Genomic DNA, 19072 nt, shown 5'->3' on the forward strand with positions numbered 1-19072 from the left:
ATCAGCCCGCCGGGCATTTTGCAGGGACGTCGCCGCAGCGGTCCGCCACGCCCCGGCTTGCGGCCCGCGCGAGGGCTTCACTGCCTGCGCGAGCCTTTGCTGCCGGCCCGCGAGATGTCCCCCCAGCGGCGCACCAGGTAGTTGTGCTCATCCATGACCGCATTCCACACCGCGATGTGGCCCATGCGCTGCTCGTAGGAGCCGCCATCGCGCACTTCCCCGATGCCGATCAGCGGCAGGCCGTCGCTGCCCATGAGTTGTTCCCGGGCGGGCAGTCCGGCGTACCAGTAATCCCACTCGGCCGCGCTCAGGTGTTCGCGGCTGCGGGCCGGGTTGCCGATGTAATAACCCTGGCGGGCCATCACCGCCCCGGGCCAGCCGGACAGCCACCAGTTGAGGTAGGCGTAGGCCGCATCGAGTACCGCGCCTTTGGCATGGCGCGACAGGGACAACCCGCCGAACCAGCCGCGATAACCCTCGCGCGGGACGGCGACGCGGTATTTCACGCCTGCCCGATGCAAGCGCACCAGGGTCGGCGACCATAAGCTCTGGATGTCGATTGTCGGATGCAACATCAGCTCCGCCGCTTCTTCATCGTCAGACCAGAACGCGCCGAACATGCCCTGCCCCTGCTTGCGCACAAGGATGTCGGCGAGCACGTCGATCTCTTCGATGCTCAGGTTGCCGATGTCGCGGAACTGCGCCAGCCCTGCGCCTTGCACGGCGAGCGCGGCGTCCAGCGCGCCGATGGCCGCGTCACTTTGCAGGGCCACCCGCCCGCACCATGCGGGATCGACCAGCCAGCCCCAGCTCTCGTCTGCCGAACTAAAGCCGGCGGGAAGGCGCTCGGGGCGATAGGCGAAACTGTCGGCGTTGTGGGTCAGCGGCAACATGCTGATCCGTTCGCTCACCGCGCTGCCGAGGCTGCCGTCGTGCTGCACGAACAGGCGCTCGCTGGGCACGCTGCCGCTGCCGAGGCGGTCACTGGCCGACAGCCTGCCGCGTTTGGGCAGGTCGTTGATTTCGTGCCACAGGGCAACACGGCGCGTGTCGATGGGCTGGATGGCGCGGGCGGGCCAGACGAAATCCACGTTATGGAACCACTGGTCATAGAGGTCGTAACTGTCGGGCTGCATGACCGCGATGCGCTGGGCGGTCTGCACGTCATGCACCTGATAGACCAGCTTGATGCCGAGGTCTTCTTCGGCGCGAACCCGCAGGGATTCAAGCAGCGTCACCGAAGTGCCCAAGACCCGCAGCGTCACGGTCATGCCAGCGCTTCCCGGGGTGCCGGCGCCAGGCGTTCGCTGAACACCTCGAACGAGCGGCGCAGCAGCGCGGTGTCCAGCCCGCGCACGATGAATACCAGCCGCGAACGATGGTCGTCGCCCGGCCATGAAGGCAGGTGCACCGGCGCGTGCAGGCAATGCTGCACGCCATGAATGACGACGGGGGCGTGGCTGTTGTTCAGGTTGAGCAGTCCTTTGACGCGCAGGATTCGTTCGCCGTGGCATCTTAGCAGCATGGACAGCCAGACCCCGAAGGCGACCCAATCCAGCGGGCGTTCAAAGGTCAGGCAGCAGACCTGCGCCTCACCGTGACGGGCGGCTGTCGAGCGCGTGCCCATCAGCTGCCAGCGCGCGACCTCCTGGGCGGGATCACTGCTGTGCAGCCCGTCACCGAGCAGCAGTTGATCGCCGCTCTGAATGGCATCCGTGGTCAGCACCGGTGCGGGATTGATCGAATGCAAACGCCGCTGCAACGCTTTCAGCGCGTCTTCGTCGGCGACGTCGGTCTTGCTGATCAGCAGCCGGTCGGCGGCCGCGACCTGGGCCATCCATTCCGGGTGCAGGCGTTCCTGCAGCGCGGCATGGCTGGCGTCGACCACCGTCACCACCAATCCGATGTGAACACGGCCGCGCAGGTGGGGATCATTGTTGATCGTCGCCAGAATGGGCGCCGGATCGGCCAGCCCCGTGGTTTCCAGGAGGATGCGTCGAAACGCCGGCACTTCGCCCCGGGCGCGGCGCTGGAGCAAGTCGGTCAGCGCGTCGCGCAATTCGCCCCGAATCGAACAACAGACGCAGCCGCTGGGCAGCAGGACGGTGTCCGGCGCCACCTCTTCCACCAGCAGGTGATCAATGCCGACGTCGCCGAACTCATTGATCAGCAGCGCCGTGTCGCCGAGGGTTTCGCCCTGCAGCAGGCGCTTGAGCAAGGTGGTCTTGCCACTGCCGAGAAAACCGGTGATGACGTTCAGCGCGATGCTCATGGGTGCTGCTCCAGGTGGTCCAGCAGTCGTTCATCCAGCGGATCCAGCGGGCGTCCGATCAACTGCTCGGCCCGTTGCCACAATTGATCGAGGCCGCTCGCCAGTTCCTGCTTGCCGGTGGCGCCGAGCAGGAGGTAGGAGACGCCCTGAAAGTCCTCGACCTTCAGGCGGAACGGCGCGACCACCTTATTGATCGCGGCAATCCGGCGCAGGCGTTCGCGGCGACGGGGCAGTTCGTCGCCCAGCGGGTCGCTCCAGTGCACGTCTTCGCCCAGCAGGCCGCAGAGTCCACACATGATTATTCGCTCCTGTTTTATTCGCGGCTCTGTTCTTTGTACTTGGGCATCACGGCATCACATCACCGGAATTCGGCCCCAGGGTCTGGCCGACGAACAGATTGCCGCCGGGCTCGCTGGCGAGCAGCACCGCGACGGGCGCCACTTCTTCCGCCAAGCCAAAGCGCCCCAGGGGCAGCTCGGCCGCCTTGGCGGTTTTCCAGGCGCTGCTGATACCGGCCACCAGCGGCGTCTCGATCGGCCCCGGCGCGATGGCGTTGACCAGCACGTTGTCCTTGGCCACTTCCAAAGCAAGGGATTTGCTGAAGCCAATCACCCCGGCCTTGGCCGCGGCGTAGTGGGTCAGCTCGGCGCCACCCTTGATGCCCAACTGTGACGCGACGTTGATGATGCGTCCCCAGCGCTGCGCCAGCATGTGCGGCAAGGCGCGCTGACTGGCGATGAACACGCTGGTCAGGTCCACGCGCAGCATGTCATTCCACATGTCCAGGGTCAGGTCGACACAGCGCGCCTGGGTCAGCATCCCGGCGTTGTTGACCAGAATATCGATGCCGCCAAAGTGCTCGACGCAGGTATCGACACCGGCCTGCGCGCCCTCGACGGTGCCGACATCGGCGACGCTTTCGACCACCTCGACGCCCAACTCGCGGCAGTGCCGGGCGGTGTTCGCCAGGGTGACGGCGTCGCGGTCGGCCAGGACCAGCCGCGCGCCCTGCTCGGCGAACGCGCGGGCGATGGCAGCACCGATCCCGCTGCCGGCGCCCGTGATCACAGCGCGCTTGTTTTTCAGTTGCATGGTGTTTCCTCTTTCAGTCCAGCGCCTGTAGCGCGATCAACAGCGGATCAGCGCTGCGCCCTACTCCGGCCACCGCACGGTCAGGCCGCCATCGATGACGATGCTTTGCCCGGTGAGATAACTGGACTCCTCGCTGCACAGGAATCGCACCAGCGAAGCGACTTCATCGGCCCGGCCGACACGGCCCAGCGGGATGGCACGGGCCGCTTTGGCGAGGCCCTCGGGCCCGAGTGAGTTTTTACTGTCCAGCGATTGCGGTGTCTCGATCAAACCCGGAATCACCGCGTTGCAGCGAATCCCCCGGGGCGCCAGTTCCACCGCCAGCGAACGGCACAGCCCCGGCACCCCGGCTTTGGCCGCAGCGTAGTGGGCGTGGTCCTGCCAGCCATAGACGCCCCCGGCAATCGACGAAATCGCCACCATCGAGCCGCCCTCGCCCATGTGCCGAGCCGCCGCGCGGAAGGTGCGCATCACGCCGGTGAGATCGACATCGAGCATCTCGTTCCAGCGCGCGTCGGTCATCTCCAGCAACGGCGCGCGGCGCAGCAGTCCGGCATTGGCGACGGCGTAATCGATGCGGCCGAAGCGGCTGATGGCCTGCTCGGCCAGGGCGTCAACCGAGGCCGTTTGAGTGACGTCCAGCTCCGCCATCAGGCATTCGCCACCCGCTCCCGCGACCAGCTGCGCGGTGATCTCCGGGTCATGGGGGTCGGCCGGGTAATAGCCGCCCACCACCGCGACGCCCTTGTGCGCGAAAGCCACCGCCAGGGCCTGGCCGATCCCGCTGGCGGCCCCGGTAATCAACGCTACTCTGCGAATCATGTTCAGTTCCTTATTGGACGGTTTCTATGGGACGGTTGCTATTGGACGGTTTCGGGGCGCACGTGGCGGGCGGCGAACATCAACACGCCGGACAGAAAGCACGGCACGGCACCGAAATACAGCGCCGAGGTCTGCCAGTCGCCGCCGGCACTCAGGACCGAGGTCGCGCCAAAACCGGCGACCACGGCGCCAATCGGGCCCATGGCGTGGATGATCGCGCCACCGGTGGCGCGGATGCTGGTCGGGAAGCTTTCGCTGATGAAAAACAGGGCGGCGGAATACGGACCGATCAGGAAGAACAGCCCGAGGCTGTACAGGCCGACCACCGTGGGCATGTTGCTGGGGCCGAACAGCATGCCGGTGAACGACAGACCGCCGAGCATCCAGCCCAGGCCGATGACGTTGCGCCGGCCGATCTTGTCGCCCATCCAGCCGTGGCTGAGGTAGCCGCAGTAGCCCACCAGGTTCGACAGCACCAGGATGATCAGCGAATTCTCGAAGGAGATGTGGTGAACGCTGACGATGACCGAGGTGCCCAGCACGCTGAACACCTGAATCGCCGCCCAGTTGAGCAGGATCGCCGCGCCGATCACCAGGGTCGCCCGGCGCGAGGTGCCACGGAACGCTGCGCCGATGCCGGCGGTGCGATGCTCTTCGTAATCCACGCCGTAGGTCATCGCCACTTGTTTGGCCTGCTCGGCGTCGCCGGCCTTGCGCAACTGGGTGATGCGCTGGTGAATCTGGAACTGCGGGCTTTCCTTGAGCTTGCGCGCCATGAACGCAATCACCAGCGCAGGGATGGCGGCGAAGACGAAGCAGCCCTGCCAGCCGATGACCGGCAGCAGCACGGCGGTCAGGCCTGCAGCGATCAGCGCACCGACCGGCCAGCCGCCTTGCACCAGGCTGTAGATGAAGCCACGGCGTTTGGCCAGTCTCGGGTCTTCCGACGCCGCATAGATTTCGCTGAGGTAGGTCGCGTTAACGGTTTCTTCGGCGTAACCCAGCCCGCTCAAAGATCGGATCAGGATCAACGGCGATTTGCCCCATGACCCGCCCAGCGCCGTCAGCGCCGAGCAGATCGCGGAACCGGTCACCGTGAAAATGATGCCCATGCGCCGGCCGAGGCGATCCACCAACGGACCGATGGCCAGCGCGATGACCGCCGTGCCGACCGCGGCCCAGGTGGCGATTTCCGCCTGCTCCGCTTCGCCCCACTGAAAGTGCCGGCCGATTTCCGGCAGCAAGGTGCCGAACAGGATGAAGTCGTACACCGCAAAGACCCACGCGAAGAACGCGATCCAGGTGGCGTAGCGGACTTCTTCGGAAGTCAGTTGCCGGGGTTTCCAGCCGGTCAGATCAAGCTTGTTGTAAATGGACATGGGTCACGCCTCGGAATGAAGGGGCTATCAGCTGTGGCGCGGGTTACGGCGGACGAAGTCGTCGGCGATTTCGTCGAAGGTGACGAACTTGACCCCGGCGTGGCTCTGGATGTGCTCGATCAGACGCTCCAGCATCAGCAGCACTTGCGGGCGCCCGGAGACGTCCGGGTGAATGGTCATGGTGAACACGGCGTGTTCGTGCTCGCGGTAGACCCAGTCGAACTGATCGCGCCACATCTCTTCCAGATGGCGCGGGTTGACGAAGCCGTGGCTGTTGGGCGCCTTTTTGATGAACATCATCGGCGGCAGGTCGTCGAGGTACCAGTTCGCCGGAATCTCCACCAGATCGGTTTCCTCACCGCGCACCAGCGGTTTCATCCAGGTGTCGGGGTGCTGGGTGTAATCGATCTTGGTCCAGCTGTCGCCCACGCGCACGTAGTACGGATGGAAGTCGTTGTGCATCAGGCTGTGGTCGTACTTGATGCCTTTCTTGAGCAGCAACTCGTTGGTCACCTTGCTGAACTCCCACCACGGCGCGACGTAGCCGGTCGGGCGTTTGCCGGTCATCTGGGTGATCAGCTCGATGGATTTGTCGAGGACGATTTCTTCCTGCTCGGGCGTCATGGCGATCGGGTTTTCGTGGCTGTAGCCGTGGACCCCGATTTCGTGACCGGCGTCGAACACGGCCTTCATCTGCTCGGGAAAGGTCTCCATCGAGTGACCGGGCACGAACCAGGTGGTGCGCAGGCCGTAGCGCTCGAACAGCTTGAGCAGGCGCGGCGCACCAACCTCCCCCGCGAACAGGCCACGGGAAATGTCATCCGGCGAATCCTCGCCACCGTACGAACCCAACCAGCCTGCCACGGCGTCTACGTCGACACCGAAGGCGCACAGAATTTCTTTAGCCATCATCGTTCTCCAGCGGAGTTATCGGATCCTTGGTTTCGGGACGTGCGCAACGCGGCTTCAACGGCCAACGCTGCGCGCAATAAACGTGAGTCTTCACCACTGGGCGCGCTGATCAACAGGCCGGTGGGCAGGCCAAGGGCGTCGCAGCCACTGGGCAGCGACACGCCCGGCATGTCCAGCAGACTGCCCGGCATGGTCAGGCGCAACGTGCCCAGGTTGGTGCGGGTAAACAGGTCGTCGTCGCTCAGCAACGGCGCAAGCGGCGGCGCCACATGGGCCACGCTCGGGGTGATCAGAAAGGCGCCATCGAGTTCGTCGCTCATCTGTTGTTGCAGCCGCTCGCGAGCGCTGTAGAGGTTGATCAAGTGGCTGGCCGGAAATGCCCGCGCCGCTTCAAGCCGGCGTCGTACGCGAGGGTCGAGTTGCGCGGCCGCCTCGCTGTCGAGCAAGGGCTGATGCAGGGCGAAAGCTTCTGCCGCGCCGAGCCAGCCTTGCTGCTGAATGAGATCAAGGGCGGCTTGAAACGCCGGCGAAGGACGCACCTCGATCAGCGCGCCCTGGGCCTGCATCGCGCTCACACAGCGCAGCAGGTTGTCCCGCACCGATGGCTCGACGCGGTCGTCCTCAAGAACAGCCTGATCGACCCGGAACCGCTGACCGGCCAACGGGCGCGGCAGCAAAGAGGTCGGTTTTGTGCGACCCCGCAGGATGTCGTCAATGGCGACCGCATCGCGCACGCTGCGGGTCAGCGGGCCGAGGCTGTCGAGGGTGTGCGCAAGGGGGAAGACCCCGTCGCGGCTGTAGCGGCGGCAACTGCTTCGAAAGCCCACCAGGCCGTTGAAGGCAGCCGGAATGCGGATCGAGCCGGCCGTGTCGGTGCCCATGGCGATGGGCACAATACCCGCTGCAACTGCCACCGCGGAGCCTGACGACGAACCGCCGGGAATGCGCGGCTGGTCATGCCCGAGGGGATTATGCGGCGTGCCGAAATGGGGGTTCAGGCCCAGACCCGAGTAGGCGAATTCACTGAGGTTGGTTTTGCCGACACTGACCATCCCGGCCCGTGACAGCAGGCCGACGCTCTGCGCATCCAGCAGCACCGGCGCGTATTCACGGCGCAACGCGGCGCCGGCGGTGGTCGGGCTGCCAGCGAGGTCAAACAAGTCTTTCCAGGCGATGGGCACGCCGTCCAGAGCGCTCGCCGGTTGCCCGGCCTTCCAGCGTGCCGCCGAGGCTTCTGCTTCGCGGCGTGCCCGGGGAGTGGAGAAAGAGATGAACACGTCATCGACGGCGGCAGCCTTCGCCAGCGCTGCGTCCAGGGCCTGCACCGGGTCGTTCGTCCCGTTGGCGAACGCTTCGGCCATTGCCAGCGCATCGGCGAGTGTCGGATCCGGGAAGCGAGCGTCGGACATTTCATCTACCCTTTAATGTACATATTCGGAGAATGTACATTTCTTAAAGGCAGAAAGCGTGCCAGAGTCTGAGTACCTTGATTCGCGGAGCGATGATTGCGTGGGCATGCGGGCCAAGAGCCCCGGGCTAGATACCTCGTCCAATTTTAAAGCACGAGGTGGTGCGCAGGACTGTAAGCGTCATCACAGCTATGCCATCAAGGATGGATAGTTATGCAAAGGTACGTTTTAGTGTAGAAAAGTAACAACAGCTCCAATACCGTGCGTTCTGCCGTGTCCCGCAGTGACGCGCTGTCTTGTGCGAGAATCGCCGCCCGCCTTCCGAGAAGTGTATGAAATCGATGTCCGCCGAGGATTCCCGCACCGCGTCCCGCTACGCCACGATCCGACAGGTCCTGCGCGATGCCATCGTCAACGGTGACGTGGTTGAAGGATTGGTGCTGCTCGAAGCGCCGCTGGCAGAGCTGTTCGGCACCAGTCGGGTGCCGGTGCGTCGGGCGCTGGATATGCTCCATGGAGAAGGCCTGATCAGTCGGTTTGATGGGCGCGGTTATCTGGTCAATCCCAACGGCAACGACGTACAGCCAGTGCGCCTGGCCCTGACCCACCATCAATTGGGCCTCGATAGCAGTGAAGAGCTGGTGGACACGCGTCCCCTCGGCGAACGGATTTTCGAGGAAATCGGTGCGGCGTTATCGACCTGTATCGCGTTCGGTCATTACCGGCTCGATGAGCAAATTGCCGCCGAGCACTATGGCGTCAGCCGGGCCGTGGTGCGCGAGGCGCTGATGCGTTTGCGTGACCGGGGGCTGGTGGAGAAGGAGCCTTACTCCCAGTGGCTGGCCGGGCCGCTTACCGCTCGGGAAGTGACCGAGGATTACGAGCTGCGGGCCTGCCTCGAGCCAGAAGCACTGCGCCAGACCGCGCCAATCCTGAGCCGGGACGACCTGGCCGCCATGCTCGCGCGCGTTGAAGCCGCGCAGAACAATCCGCAGTGCAGCCTGGCAGACATCGAGCGACTGGAAGAAGACCTGCATCACCACTGCCTGGCGGGCATCAGCAACCGCAAGATTGCGACGCTGATCCGCCAGGGCCAGAGCCCGATGATCATCAGCCGGATTTTCTACAGTCAGTTGGGCATCGGCCCCGACGAAGCGATGCTCGCCGAGCATCGGTTGATCCTCGAATTACTGCTGCACGGCGCGTTTGATGCGGCCGCGCTGAACCTCAAGGAACACCTCAACCGTGCCCGTCAGCGGATGCTGCAGCGGCTGAAAGTCTTGTCGGTACTGCCTGAACAGCCCGTCCCGGCGTATCTGACCCGACTCAGCTGAAGAAGCGGGAATGCGCAGAGCAGGACCGGCTTTAGCCGGGAAGGCGTCAGGTGCAACACCTCAAAATTGATGGCGTACGCACCGGCCTCTTCCCGGCTGAAGCCGGTCCCACTGAGATCAAAAGCATCCGCCACTGACACACCGCACGTGTTTAGTGGTACTGGCTTTAGCCGGGAAGACGTCGGGTGCAACACCGCAAAATTGATGGCGTCCACACCGGCCTCTTCCCGGCTGAAGCCGGTCCCACTGAGATCAAAAGCATCCGCCACTGACACACCGCACGTGTTTAGTGGGACCGGCTTTAGCCGGGAAGGCGTCAGGTGCAACACTGCAAAATTGATGGCGTCCACACCGGCCCCTTCCCGGCTGAAGCCGGTCCCACTGAGATCAACAGCATCCGCCACTGACACACCGCGTCCCTTTAGTGGGACTGGCTTTAGCCGGGAAGGCGTCGGGTGCAACACTGCAAAATTGATGGCGCACACACCGGCCTCTTCCCGGCTGAAGCCGGTCCCACTGAGATCAACAGCATCCGCCACCGACACACCGCACGTGTTTAGTGGGACTGGCTTTAGACGGGAAGTTGCTGGGTGGTGCAGGCAAAACGCATGCTCTCAGTGGGACCGGCTTCAGCCGGGAAGGCGTCGGGTGCAACACTGCAATTGATGGCGTCCACACCGGCCCCTTCCCGGCTGAAGCCGGTCCCACTGAGATCAACAGCATCCGCCACTGACACACCGCGTCCCTTTAGTGGGACTGGCTTTAGCCGGGAAGGCGTCGGGTGCAACACTGCAAAATTGATGGCGAACGCACCGGTCCCTTCCCGGCTGAAGCCGGTCCTACCAATCAAAAGCAGCCGACACCGAATCAGCAGCACCCGCCTGAAATCACTCTGTCACCCACGACCCACCCAGCGCTGCCTGCAGCTGAACACTGGTGATCAACTGCGTGGCGACCAGATTGAGCAGGGTCTGGCGTTCGTTCAGGCTGGTGGCCTGGGTGGTGGCGACGTCGAGGTAGTCGATGACGCCGGCTTCGTACTGATCGCGACTCACCGCTGCGGAATCTTCCGCCGACTGCGCGGAATTGCGTCGGGCTTCCAGCTCAGGCTCCAGGGTGCGCAGTTCGACCAGGTAATCCTCGACTTCGCCCAGACCGGTCAGCACGGTCTGGCGATAGGTCGCGACGGTGGCGTCGTAGGAATGACGGGCCTGTTCGACGCTGGCACGGGTGGCGCCAAAATCGAGAATCGTGCCGGTCAGGCTCGGGCCGATCGACCAGAAGCGGTTGGGCAGCGAGAACAGGTTGCTCAGGGTGGAACTCTGGTAGCCGCCGCTGGCGCTCAGCGTCAGGTCCGGGTAATACGCCGCCGTTGCCACCCCGACCGCAGCGTTGGCGGCGGCCATTTGCCGTTCGGCGGCGGCGATGTCCGGGCGACGTTCCAGCAAGCGACTGGGCACACCCAACGGCACGCCGGGCACGTGGTACTGCCAGGCCGGGTCTGCGGCGAGGGAGAAGTCCGCCGGCGGTTTGCCCATCAGCAAAGCGATGGCGTGCTCGTACTGGGCGCGCTGCCACTGCAAGTCGAGCATCGAGGCCTGAGCGCTCTGCAATTGGGTTTTGCCCGTCGCCAGATCGGCCCGCGACGAGATCTGCTCGTCGTACTTGTTCTGGATGATTTGCAGGTAGCGCTCGTAGCCGGCAATAGTCTCGCGGTACAGCGTGATACGCCGGTCCAGCAGGCGCAGCTGGAAGTAATCCTGCGCCAGGGACGATTGCGCGCTGAGAGTGGCGTTGGCCAGATCGGCCGCGCTGGCCTGTGCACTGGCGCGGTCCTGTTCGTTGGTGCGGCGCAGTCTGCCCCAGATGTCAGCCTCCCAACTCAGGTCCAGGGTGGCCGAATGCACCTTGCTCACACCCCCTGCCCCGCTGGACGACGAGCCGCTGGCGGACTCGCTGCGGCTGCTCGCCCCGGTGCCGGTCAACGTCGGAAATTCTTCGGCGCGGGACTGACGCACCAGCGCCAGGGCCTGTTGGTATTGCGCGGCGTAGACCGCGACGTTCTGGTTATTGAGCTGCACCTGGGACACCAGCGCATCCAGTTGCGGGTCCTGATAAAGCGCCCACCACGGTCCCTTGGGCAACTCGTCCTGGGGGCTCGCCGCCTTCCAGCCCTGGGCTTCCTTGAAGGTGGCGGAGATCGGCGCACTGGGTTTCTGGTAGTCAGGCCCAACCATGCAGCCCGTCAACAGGGTGCCGGTCAGCAGCAGAGCGATGGACAGACGGGACGGCAGCGCAGCGTTCATTCATTCAACCTTGTCAGTCAGCCGGGCACGTGAGTGCGGCGGATACGCGTGTGCCAGAAACGCCGCGAAGAACGGCTCAGGCGATCGAGATAGAGGTACACCACCGGGGTGGTAAACAGGGTCAGCAACTGGCTCAGCACCAGGCCGCCGGCAATCGCTACGCCCAGCGGCTTGCGCAGGTCGGCGTCGCCGCCGCTGCCGAGGGCCAGTGGCAAAGCGCCGAAAAAGGCGGCGAGCGTGGTCATCATGATGGGCCGGAAGCGCATGCGACAGGCTTCAATGATGGCTTGCTCAGGCGACATCTTGCGGTCGCGCTCGGCCATCAGGGCGAAGTCGATCATCATGATGGCGTTCTTTTTGACGATGCCGATCAGCAACAGAATGCCGATCAGGGCGATGACCGTCAGTTGCATGTTCACCGCCTTGAGCAGCAGCAACGCGCCGACCCCCGCCGACGGCAAGGTCGACAGAATCGTCAGCGGGTGGATGTAACTTTCGTACAACACCCCTAGCACGATGTACACCGCGAGCAAGGCCGCCCCGATCAACCACGGCATGCTGGCGGCGAGTGCGGCGTAAGCCTGAGCTGTCCCGGCAAAACCGTACTGGATGTCCCGGGGCAAGCCGACCTTGTCGACGGCCGCATTAATGGCCGCCGTGGCCTGCTCCAGAGAGACGCCGTCCTGCAGGTTGAAGGCGATGGTGCTGGTCGCCGATTGACCCTGATGCGCCACGGCCAGCGGCGCATTGTCCGGACTGAAGGTAGCAAACGCGGTCAGCGGCACTTGCTGGTTATCGGCGTTGATCACGTACATGCGGTCGAGCATCGTCGCGTCCTGGGTGTACACCGGGTCCAGGCCCATGATGACGTGGTACTGGTTCAACGTTTTGTACAAGGTCGCCACCTGCCGCTGGCTGTAGGCGTTGTTCAGCAGGTTGTCGATGTCGCTGACGCTGACTCCCAGCCGGCTCGCGGCGGCACGGTCGATGTGCAGTTTCATCTCCTGGCCGCCGGTCTGGGAGTCCGAGTCGATACCGGTCAGTTGCGGCAATGCCCGCAGCGCCGCCTCGACCTTCGGTTCCCACACCCGCAGCAGGTCCAGATCATCCGCCTGCAGGCTGAACTGGTAGGTGGCGTTGGCGCTGCGCCCGCCCACACGAATGTCCTCGGCGGGCATCAGAAACACCTGAATCCCCGCCACCTTGTTGTTCGCCCGCGTCAGCCGGTTCGCCACCGCTGCGGCGCTGCTGGTGCGCTGCTTGTAGTCCTTGAGCCGAATGAAGAAGTCGCCGGTGTTGCGCGACCCGGCCCGCCCGCTGCCGGTCGACGACATCACCGCCTCGACGTCGGGATCGGCCGCCAGGTCATGGGCGATCTGCAGCAAATGCGGCTTGAGCGCCTGAAAGGAGATGTTCTGGTCAGCCCGCACGGCGCCCATCAGCACGCCGGTGTCCTGGGCCGGGAAAAACCCCTTTGGCACCGTGGCGTACAGGTACACGTTGAGCCCCACGGTCAGCAGCAGGCTGAACATGGTCAACAGCCGATGGCGCATGACCCAGGCCAATGCCGTGAGATAGGCGCCCTGCATCCGCGCAATGCCAGCTTCAATCCAGCGATAAAACCGCGGCTCGCGGGCGTCATGGGCGGGCTGGCGCAGCAGCAGGACACACAGCACCGGGGTCAGGCTCAGGGATACCAGCATCGACAGGCCCAGCGCGATGCTCAAGGTCACCGCGAACTCCCGGAACAGCCGCCCGACAATGCTGCCCATCAGCAGGATCGGAATGAACACCGCGATCAGCGACAGGGTCATGGACAGCACCGTGAAACCGACTTCACGGGTGCCCATCAGTGCCGCACGCAGCGGACGCATGCCCTGCTCCTGATAGCGGGCGATGTTTTCCAGCACCACGATCGCGTCATCCACCACAAAACCGGTGCAAATGATCAACGCCATCAGCGACAGGTTGTCGAGGCTATAACCCAGCAGGTACATGATCGAGCAGGTGCCAATCAGCGACACCGGCAGCACCACCGCCGGAATCAGCGTCGCGCGCAGGTTGCGCAAAAACACGAAGACCACGGCAATCACTAGCAAGGTGGCGATCAGCAGGGTTTCTTCGGTGTCATGCAGGGACGAACGCACGGTGGGACCGCGGTCGATGACGCTGATCAGTTGCACATCACCGGGAATTTCCCGCTGCAACTCGGGCATCAGCGCCTTGATGCTGTCGATGGTCTTGAGCATGTTGGCGCCGGCCTGGCGGGTCACCCCCAGCGTCACCGAGGGCTGGCCGTTGTAATAGCCGCCGACGAAGGTGTCTTCCACCGAATCGTAGACGTTGGCCACATCGCGCAACCGCACGGCAGCGCCGTTCTGGTAGGTGATGACCAGGTCCTGGTAATCGGCGGCCTTGTCGATCTGGTCATTACCGTCGATGACCCAGCTCTGCCCTTCCCCTTGGAGAATGCCCTTGGGCTTGGCCTTGGTGGCGTCGTTGATCGTCTGCCGCACGGCCTCCAGGGAAATGCCAGCGTGGTTGAGCAGGTTGGGCTGAACGTCGATGCGCACGGCCGGCAAGGCGCCGCCCCGCACCGACACCTCGCCCACCCCGTTCACCTGGGCGATCTTCTGCTGCAACTTGCTGTAGGCCAGGTCGTAGAGCTCGCCGGGGCTGCGTGTCGATGAGGTCAGCGCCAGCATCAATACCGGCGCCTCGGACGGATTGGCTTTGCGGTACGTGGGCAGCGACGGCATCGAACTGGGCAGCAGACTGCGCGCGGCGTTGATGCCCGCCTGCACATCCCGGGCGGCGCCATTGATGTCGCGATCCAGTTCGAACTGCAGAATCAACGTGGTCGATCCCTGGCTGCTGGTGGACGTCATCTCGGTGATACCGGCGATCTGCCCGAGACTGCGCTCCAGCGGCGTGGCCACCGTGGCGGCCATGGTTTCCGGGCTGGCACCGGGCAGCGAGGCGCTGACCATGATCGTCGGGAAATCCACCTGGGGCAGCGGCGCCACCGGCAACAGCGTGTAACCGAGAATGCCGGCCAGGGTGATGCTCAGGCTCAGCAACAGCGTCGCCACCGGACGGCGGATAAACAGCCGAGACAGATTCATGGCCGCGCACTGCCCTGATCGCCATTCCGGGTGCTGCCCCGATTGCCGCCCCGCGTGAAGCGTGCCCTGGCCCGCTCGGACAGACGATCAAACATCAGGTAGATCACCGGCGTGGTGAACAGCGTCAGCACCTGGCTGAGCAACAGCCCGCCGACGATCACCAGCCCCAGCGGCCGACGCAGTTCAGCTCCGGCCCCCGTGGCGAGCATCAGCGGCAGCGCGCCGAACAGCGCCGCCAGCGTGGTCATCAGAATCGGCCGCAAGCGCAGCAGCGCGGCCCGGTGAATGGCGTCCCGGGCGTTGAGGCGCTGATGCTGGCGACCCTCCAGGGCGAAGTCGATCATCATGATCGCGTTCTTCTTCACGATCCCGATCAACAGCACCACGCCGATCAGCGCGATCAGGCTGAATTCGGTGCCGGTCAGCAGCAGCGCCAGCAAGGCGCCGATCGCCGCCGAGGGCAGCGTCGAAAGAATCGTCACCGGATGGATGAAGCTCTCGTAAAGCATGCCCAGCACGATGTACATGGTGACCAGCGCCGCCAGGATCAGCCACAGCGTGTTGCCCGTGGCGGTCTGAAACGCTTCGGCCGCGCCCTGGTAACGCAGGGTAATGCTGGTCGGCGCATTCAGCTCGGTCATCACCTCGCTGATGGCCTGCTGCGCCTGCTCCAGGGAATAGCCGTCTGCCAGGTTGAACGACACCGTCACGGCCGGGAACTGGTCCAGGCGGCTGAGGGACAGCGAACCGGTGCGCTGGCCGACCTTGGCGATGTCCGTCAGGCGCACCATTTGCGCCGGGGTGCCGGTGGTGGTGGTCGAACTGGATGACGTGCTCTGGGTGGAGGTGCTCGAAGACGTGCCCGATGTCGTGCTGGCCGTCGTCGTGGCAGAACCGGTCGCCGCCGCCAGGTAGATGTTGTCGAACGCCGCCAGGGATTGCTGGAACTGCCCCGGCACCTGCAACACCACGCGGTACTGGTTGGACTGGGTGAAAATGGTCGAAATAAGCCGCTGGCCGAAGGCGTTGTACAGCGCGGTATCGACGTCGGAGGCGCTGATGCCGTAGCGCATGGCGGCCGCCCGGTTCAGCTCGACGTACGCCACCAGGCCCTGGTCTTGCAGGTTGTCGACGACGTCGCGCATTTCCGGGCGGTGCTGCAATTTCTCGATCAGCCGGGGCGTCAGCGTCGACAGATTCGCGCTCTCCGAGTCGTCGAGGGTGAACTGGTACTGGCTCGGGGTCAGTTGGTCATCGACGGTCAGGTCCTGGGACGACACCAGATGCAGCTGAATGCCGGACACGGCGCTGGCGGATTTCTCAAGCCGGGTGATGACTTGAGTCGCGGTGTCGTCGCGGTCGTCGAAGGGCTTGAGGCCGATCTGCAGGCGGCCGTTGTTCAGCGAATCATTGCTGCCGTCGACGCCGATGGTGGACGAAACCGACTCCACGGCCGGGTCCTGACGCACCACTTCCACCAACGCCTGCTGACGACGGGCCATCTCGCTGAACGAAACGTCCTGGGAGGCACGGGTGAAGCCCTGAATCAGGCCGGTGTCCTGGGTCGGAAAGAACCCTTTCGGCACCACCAGATAAAGGAAGCCGGTGAGCGCCACGGTGCCGACGGCCACCAGCAGCGTGAGACGTTGGTGATCGAGCACCCACACCAGACCCCGGTCATAGCCGTTCAGCACCTTTTGATACTGGCGATCGCCCCAGGCGGCGAAGCGGCCCTTTTCGCCTTCGGGCACATGCCGCAACAGGTGCGCGCAGAGCATCGGCGTAAGGGTCAGTGACACGACCATCGACACCAGAATCGCCACCGCCAGGGTGATGGCGAACTCGCGGAACAGCCGACCCACCACGTCGCCCATGAACAGCAGCGGGATCAGTACGGCAATCAGCGAGAAGGTCAGGGAAATGATGGTGAAGCCGATTTCCTGGGAGCCTTTCAGCGCCGCCGCCATGGGCTCTTCGCCCTCCTCCAGGTGCCGGGAAATGTTCTCCACCACCACAATCGCGTCGTCGATGACGAAACCGGTGGCGATGGTCAGCGCCATCAGCGTCAGGTTGTTCACGCTGAAGCCGGCCAGGTACATGATGCCGAAGGTGCCGATCAGCGACAGCGGCACCGCGAGGCTCGGGATCAGCGTCGCGGTGAAGTTGCCGAGGAACGCAAAGGTCACCAGCACCACCAGCCCGATGGACAGCAACAGCTCGATCTGCACGTCCTTGATCGAGGCGCGGATGGTCTGGGTGCGGTCGCTGATGACTGTCAGCTTGACCGAGTCGGGCAAGGCCGTTTGCAGGGTCGCCAGCTTCTGCTTGATGCTGTCGACCACGTCGATGACGTTGGCCCCCGGCTGACGCTGGACCGCAATGACAATCGCCGGTTGCCCGTTCGCCGTGGCCCCCAGGTACTGATCCTGCGGCGCTTCGGACGTGGTCGCGACATCCTTCAGACGCAGCGCCGCCCCGTTCTCGTAGGCCAGCACCAGCTCGCCGTACTCAACCGCATCGCGCAACTGGTCGTTGGCGTCGATGGTGATGGAGTGGGACGGGCCATCGAAGCCACCCTTGGAGCCATTGACGTTAGCGGCGTTGACCTTGTCGTAGACATCTTCCAGGGTCAGGCCGTGGGCCGCCAGGCTGGTGGGGTTCACTTCGATCTTCACGGCGGGCTGCTGACCGCCGGCCAGGCTGACCATGCCGACACCGGAAATCTGCGAGAGCTTGAGCGCCACACGGGTGTTGACCAGATCCTGCACGCGGGTCAGCGGCAGGCTGTCCGATGTCGCCGCGAGGGTGAGCACGGCGGTGTCGGCCGGGTTGACCTTCTTATAGGTCGGCGGATTCGGCAGGTCGGTGGGCAGCAGGCTGTCGGCGGCATTGATCGCCGCCTGCACTTCCTGTTCGGCGACGTCCAGCGACAAGTCCAGGGAGAACTTCAGGGTAATCACCGACGCCCCGGCCGAACTGGTCGAGTACATCTGCGCCAGCCCCGACATCTGCCCCAACTGGCGCTCCAGCGGCGCAGTCACCGCCGAGGCCAGCACGCTGGAGCTGGCGCCGGGGTACAGCGTGGTGACCTGGATGGTCGGGTAGTCCACTTCCGGCAGCGCCGAGGTCGACAGCAGGCGATACGCGAAAATACCGGCCAGCATCACCGCGAGCATCAGCAGCACCGTTGCCACCGGGCGCTGGATAAACAGTCTTGAAGGATTCATGGGGCAGCGTTGCCGGCAGCCGGCTGCGTGGCGCTGGCAGGGGTTCTGGATGCGGCGACATCCGCGCCGGCCGGTTTGTCCGCCTCAATGGTCACCGTGCTGCCGTCACGCAAATGATCGATACCTCGGGTGACGACCTGATCGCCCTTGTCCACGCCCTGGCTGATCACCGTTTGCTCGCCGAAGACCGGGCCGACCTTGACGCTGCGGCGGGCGACCTTGCCGTCTTTCACCACATACAGAAACTCGCCGTCGCTGCTCAATTGCACGGCGGCCGACGGCACCACCACGGCGTTGTGCAGGGTGTCGGTGGTCAGCTTCACGTTGACGAACTGGTTGGGGTAGAGCTTCTCGGCGGGGTTATCGAACAGCGCCTTCAGTTTGATGCTGCCGGTGGTGGTGTCGATTTCGTTGCTGATGAATTTCAGCGCGCCGTTGGCCAGCGGCGTGTTGCCCAACTGATCGAGGGCCTGCACGCTCAGCGGCTCGCCCTTGCGGACCTTGGGCAGCAGGGTCGCCAATTGCGCCTGGGGCAGGCTGAAGGTCACGGCGATCGGGTTGGTCTGGGTCACGGTGACGATGCCGGTGGTGCTGCTGGACGACACGATGTTGCCCGGATCCACCAGCCGCAGGCCGACGTAGCCATCAATTGGCGAGACGATTTTCGCGTACAGCAGATTGAGTTTCGCCGCATCGATCTGCCCCTGATCCGCCTTCACGGCGCCGGCGTACTGGCCGACGGTGGCGATCTGCGTGTCCAGGTCCTGCTTGGCGAGGGAGTCCTTGGCGAACAGTCGCTTATAGCGTTCGGCGGTCAGTTGCGCGCTTTTCAGCAGCGCCTGATTCTGGGCCATGTCGCCCAGGTATTGGTCCAGGGTGGCCTGGTAGGCACGGGGGTCGATCTGCGCCAGCAACTGGCCCTTCTTGACGTACTGGCCCTCGGTGAAATACACGGCCATCAGCTCACCGTCGACCCGACTGGTCACGGTGACCGAGTAGTTGGGAACGACCGTGCCCAGCGCCTGCTGAATCACCGGAACGTCCGCCGTACCGGCTGTGCCCACTGCGACGCTGACCGCTGCGTTGGGGTCCGCCATGCCCGGCCCACCGTGGCGACCACCGGGTCCCGCGGAAACAGTCGCGCCAGCATCGGTCGACGGAGTCGGGTTGGAGGTGTGCCGGTAGTAGACATAA

13 protein-coding genes are annotated in these 19072 nt (G+C 64.4%); 1 reads left to right on the forward strand and 12 read right to left on the reverse strand.

Features of this window, described 5'->3' with window-relative positions; genetic code table 11:
* Nucleotides 1-77: 77 nt before the first annotated feature.
* From IFT47_RS07595 to IFT47_RS07630, 8 genes are read right to left on the reverse strand one after another with little or no spacing between them, the layout of a single operon-like run.
* Entirely contained in the window at nt 78-1271 is a 1194-nt protein-coding gene (locus IFT47_RS07595) for an ABC transporter substrate-binding protein (RefSeq protein WP_192172529.1), read from the reverse strand.
* The gene (locus IFT47_RS07600) at nt 1268-2272 is read right to left on the reverse strand and encodes a CobW family GTP-binding protein (RefSeq protein ID WP_192172528.1); all 1005 of its coding nucleotides are present in this window, start codon (nt 2270-2272) and stop codon (nt 1268-1270) included. The genes IFT47_RS07595 and IFT47_RS07600 overlap by 4 nt, the downstream gene beginning before the upstream one ends.
* Nucleotides 2269-2568 carry a hypothetical protein gene (locus tag IFT47_RS07605; protein ID WP_065989066.1) on the reverse strand — a complete coding sequence of 100 codons (300 nt, stop codon included), beginning with the start codon at nt 2566-2568 and terminating at the stop codon, nt 2269-2271. The genes IFT47_RS07600 and IFT47_RS07605 overlap by 4 nt, the downstream gene beginning before the upstream one ends.
* 49 nt (nt 2569-2617) lie before the next feature.
* Nucleotides 2618-3364 carry an SDR family NAD(P)-dependent oxidoreductase gene (locus IFT47_RS07610; protein WP_192172527.1) on the reverse strand — a complete coding sequence of 249 codons (747 nt, stop codon included), beginning with the start codon at nt 3362-3364 and terminating at the stop codon, nt 2618-2620.
* Nucleotides 3365-3424: 60 nt separating this feature from the next.
* A complete protein-coding gene (locus IFT47_RS07615) occupies nt 3425-4186 on the reverse strand; it encodes an SDR family NAD(P)-dependent oxidoreductase (protein ID WP_192172526.1) in 762 nt (253 codons plus the stop codon).
* 38 nt (nt 4187-4224) lie between these two features.
* Complete coding sequence (locus tag IFT47_RS07620; protein WP_192172525.1) at nt 4225-5565, reverse strand: MFS transporter; 1341 nt, start codon at nt 5563-5565, stop codon at nt 4225-4227.
* Nucleotides 5566-5592: 27 nt separating this feature from the next.
* A complete protein-coding gene (locus tag IFT47_RS07625) occupies nt 5593-6474 on the reverse strand; it encodes a polysaccharide deacetylase family protein (RefSeq protein WP_192172524.1) in 882 nt (293 codons plus the stop codon).
* Nucleotides 6474-7886, reverse strand: a complete 1413-nt coding sequence (locus IFT47_RS07630) for an amidase (RefSeq protein ID WP_192172523.1) — start codon at nt 7884-7886, stop codon at nt 6474-6476. Before IFT47_RS07630 ends, IFT47_RS07625 begins: the two co-directional genes overlap by 1 nt.
* Nucleotides 7887-8218: 332 nt before the next feature.
* Here IFT47_RS07630 and IFT47_RS07635 point away from each other — a divergent pair, with 332 nt between their 5' ends.
* Complete coding sequence (locus IFT47_RS07635) at nt 8219-9220, forward strand: GntR family transcriptional regulator (protein WP_192172522.1); 1002 nt, start codon at nt 8219-8221, stop codon at nt 9218-9220.
* A gap of 887 nt (nt 9221-10107) precedes the next feature.
* On the opposite strand, the gene IFT47_RS07640 is transcribed toward IFT47_RS07635, so the two are convergent.
* Genes IFT47_RS07640 through IFT47_RS07655 form a run of 4 tightly spaced genes read right to left on the reverse strand, consistent with a single transcriptional unit; the run spans nt 10108 to nt 18975 of the window.
* A complete protein-coding gene (locus IFT47_RS07640) occupies nt 10108-11526 on the reverse strand; it encodes an efflux transporter outer membrane subunit (RefSeq protein ID WP_192172521.1) in 1419 nt (472 codons plus the stop codon).
* A gap of 17 nt (nt 11527-11543) precedes the next feature.
* A complete protein-coding gene (locus IFT47_RS07645; RefSeq protein WP_192172520.1) occupies nt 11544-14651 on the reverse strand; it encodes an efflux RND transporter permease subunit in 3108 nt (1035 codons plus the stop codon).
* On the reverse strand, nt 14648-17878 hold the full coding sequence (locus IFT47_RS07650; RefSeq protein ID WP_192172519.1) for an efflux RND transporter permease subunit: 3231 nt from the start codon (nt 17876-17878) through the stop codon (nt 14648-14650). Before IFT47_RS07650 ends, IFT47_RS07645 begins: the two co-directional genes overlap by 4 nt.
* Nucleotides 17875-18975, reverse strand: coding sequence for an efflux RND transporter periplasmic adaptor subunit (locus IFT47_RS07655; RefSeq protein WP_244655918.1), 1101 nt, complete (start codon nt 18973-18975; stop codon nt 17875-17877). Before IFT47_RS07655 ends, IFT47_RS07650 begins: the two co-directional genes overlap by 4 nt.
* Nucleotides 18976-19072 lie beyond the last annotated feature (97 nt).

The sequence above is a fragment of the Pseudomonas sp. CFBP 13711 genome, from assembly GCF_014842265.1.
In the GTDB taxonomy this organism is placed as follows: Bacteria; Pseudomonadota; Gammaproteobacteria; order Pseudomonadales; family Pseudomonadaceae; genus Aquipseudomonas.

Coding starts and splice junctions, on each gene's coding strand:
- IFT47_RS07595 (WP_192172529.1), bottom strand. CDS start 1,271: ATGACCGTGACGCTGCGGGTCTTGGGCACTTCGGTGACGCTGCTTGAA.
- IFT47_RS07600 (WP_192172528.1), bottom strand. CDS start 2,272: ATGAGCATCGCGCTGAACGTCATCACCGGTTTTCTCGGCAGTGGCAAG.
- IFT47_RS07605 (WP_065989066.1), bottom strand. CDS start 2,568: ATGTGTGGACTCTGCGGCCTGCTGGGCGAAGACGTGCACTGGAGCGAC.
- IFT47_RS07610 (WP_192172527.1), bottom strand. CDS start 3,364: ATGCAACTGAAAAACAAGCGCGCTGTGATCACGGGCGCCGGCAGCGGG.
- IFT47_RS07615 (WP_192172526.1), bottom strand. CDS start 4,186: ATGATTCGCAGAGTAGCGTTGATTACCGGGGCCGCCAGCGGGATCGGC.
- IFT47_RS07620 (WP_192172525.1), bottom strand. CDS start 5,565: ATGTCCATTTACAACAAGCTTGATCTGACCGGCTGGAAACCCCGGCAA.
- IFT47_RS07625 (WP_192172524.1), bottom strand. CDS start 6,474: ATGGCTAAAGAAATTCTGTGCGCCTTCGGTGTCGACGTAGACGCCGTG.
- IFT47_RS07630 (WP_192172523.1), bottom strand. CDS start 7,886: ATGTCCGACGCTCGCTTCCCGGATCCGACACTCGCCGATGCGCTGGCA.
- IFT47_RS07635 (WP_192172522.1), top strand. CDS start 8,219: ATGAAATCGATGTCCGCCGAGGATTCCCGCACCGCGTCCCGCTACGCC.
- IFT47_RS07640 (WP_192172521.1), bottom strand. CDS start 11,526: ATGAACGCTGCGCTGCCGTCCCGTCTGTCCATCGCTCTGCTGCTGACC.
- IFT47_RS07645 (WP_192172520.1), bottom strand. CDS start 14,651: ATGAATCTGTCTCGGCTGTTTATCCGCCGTCCGGTGGCGACGCTGTTG.
- IFT47_RS07650 (WP_192172519.1), bottom strand. CDS start 17,878: ATGAATCCTTCAAGACTGTTTATCCAGCGCCCGGTGGCAACGGTGCTG.
- IFT47_RS07655 (WP_244655918.1), bottom strand. CDS start 18,975: ATGGCGGACCCCAACGCAGCGGTCAGCGTCGCAGTGGGCACAGCCGGT.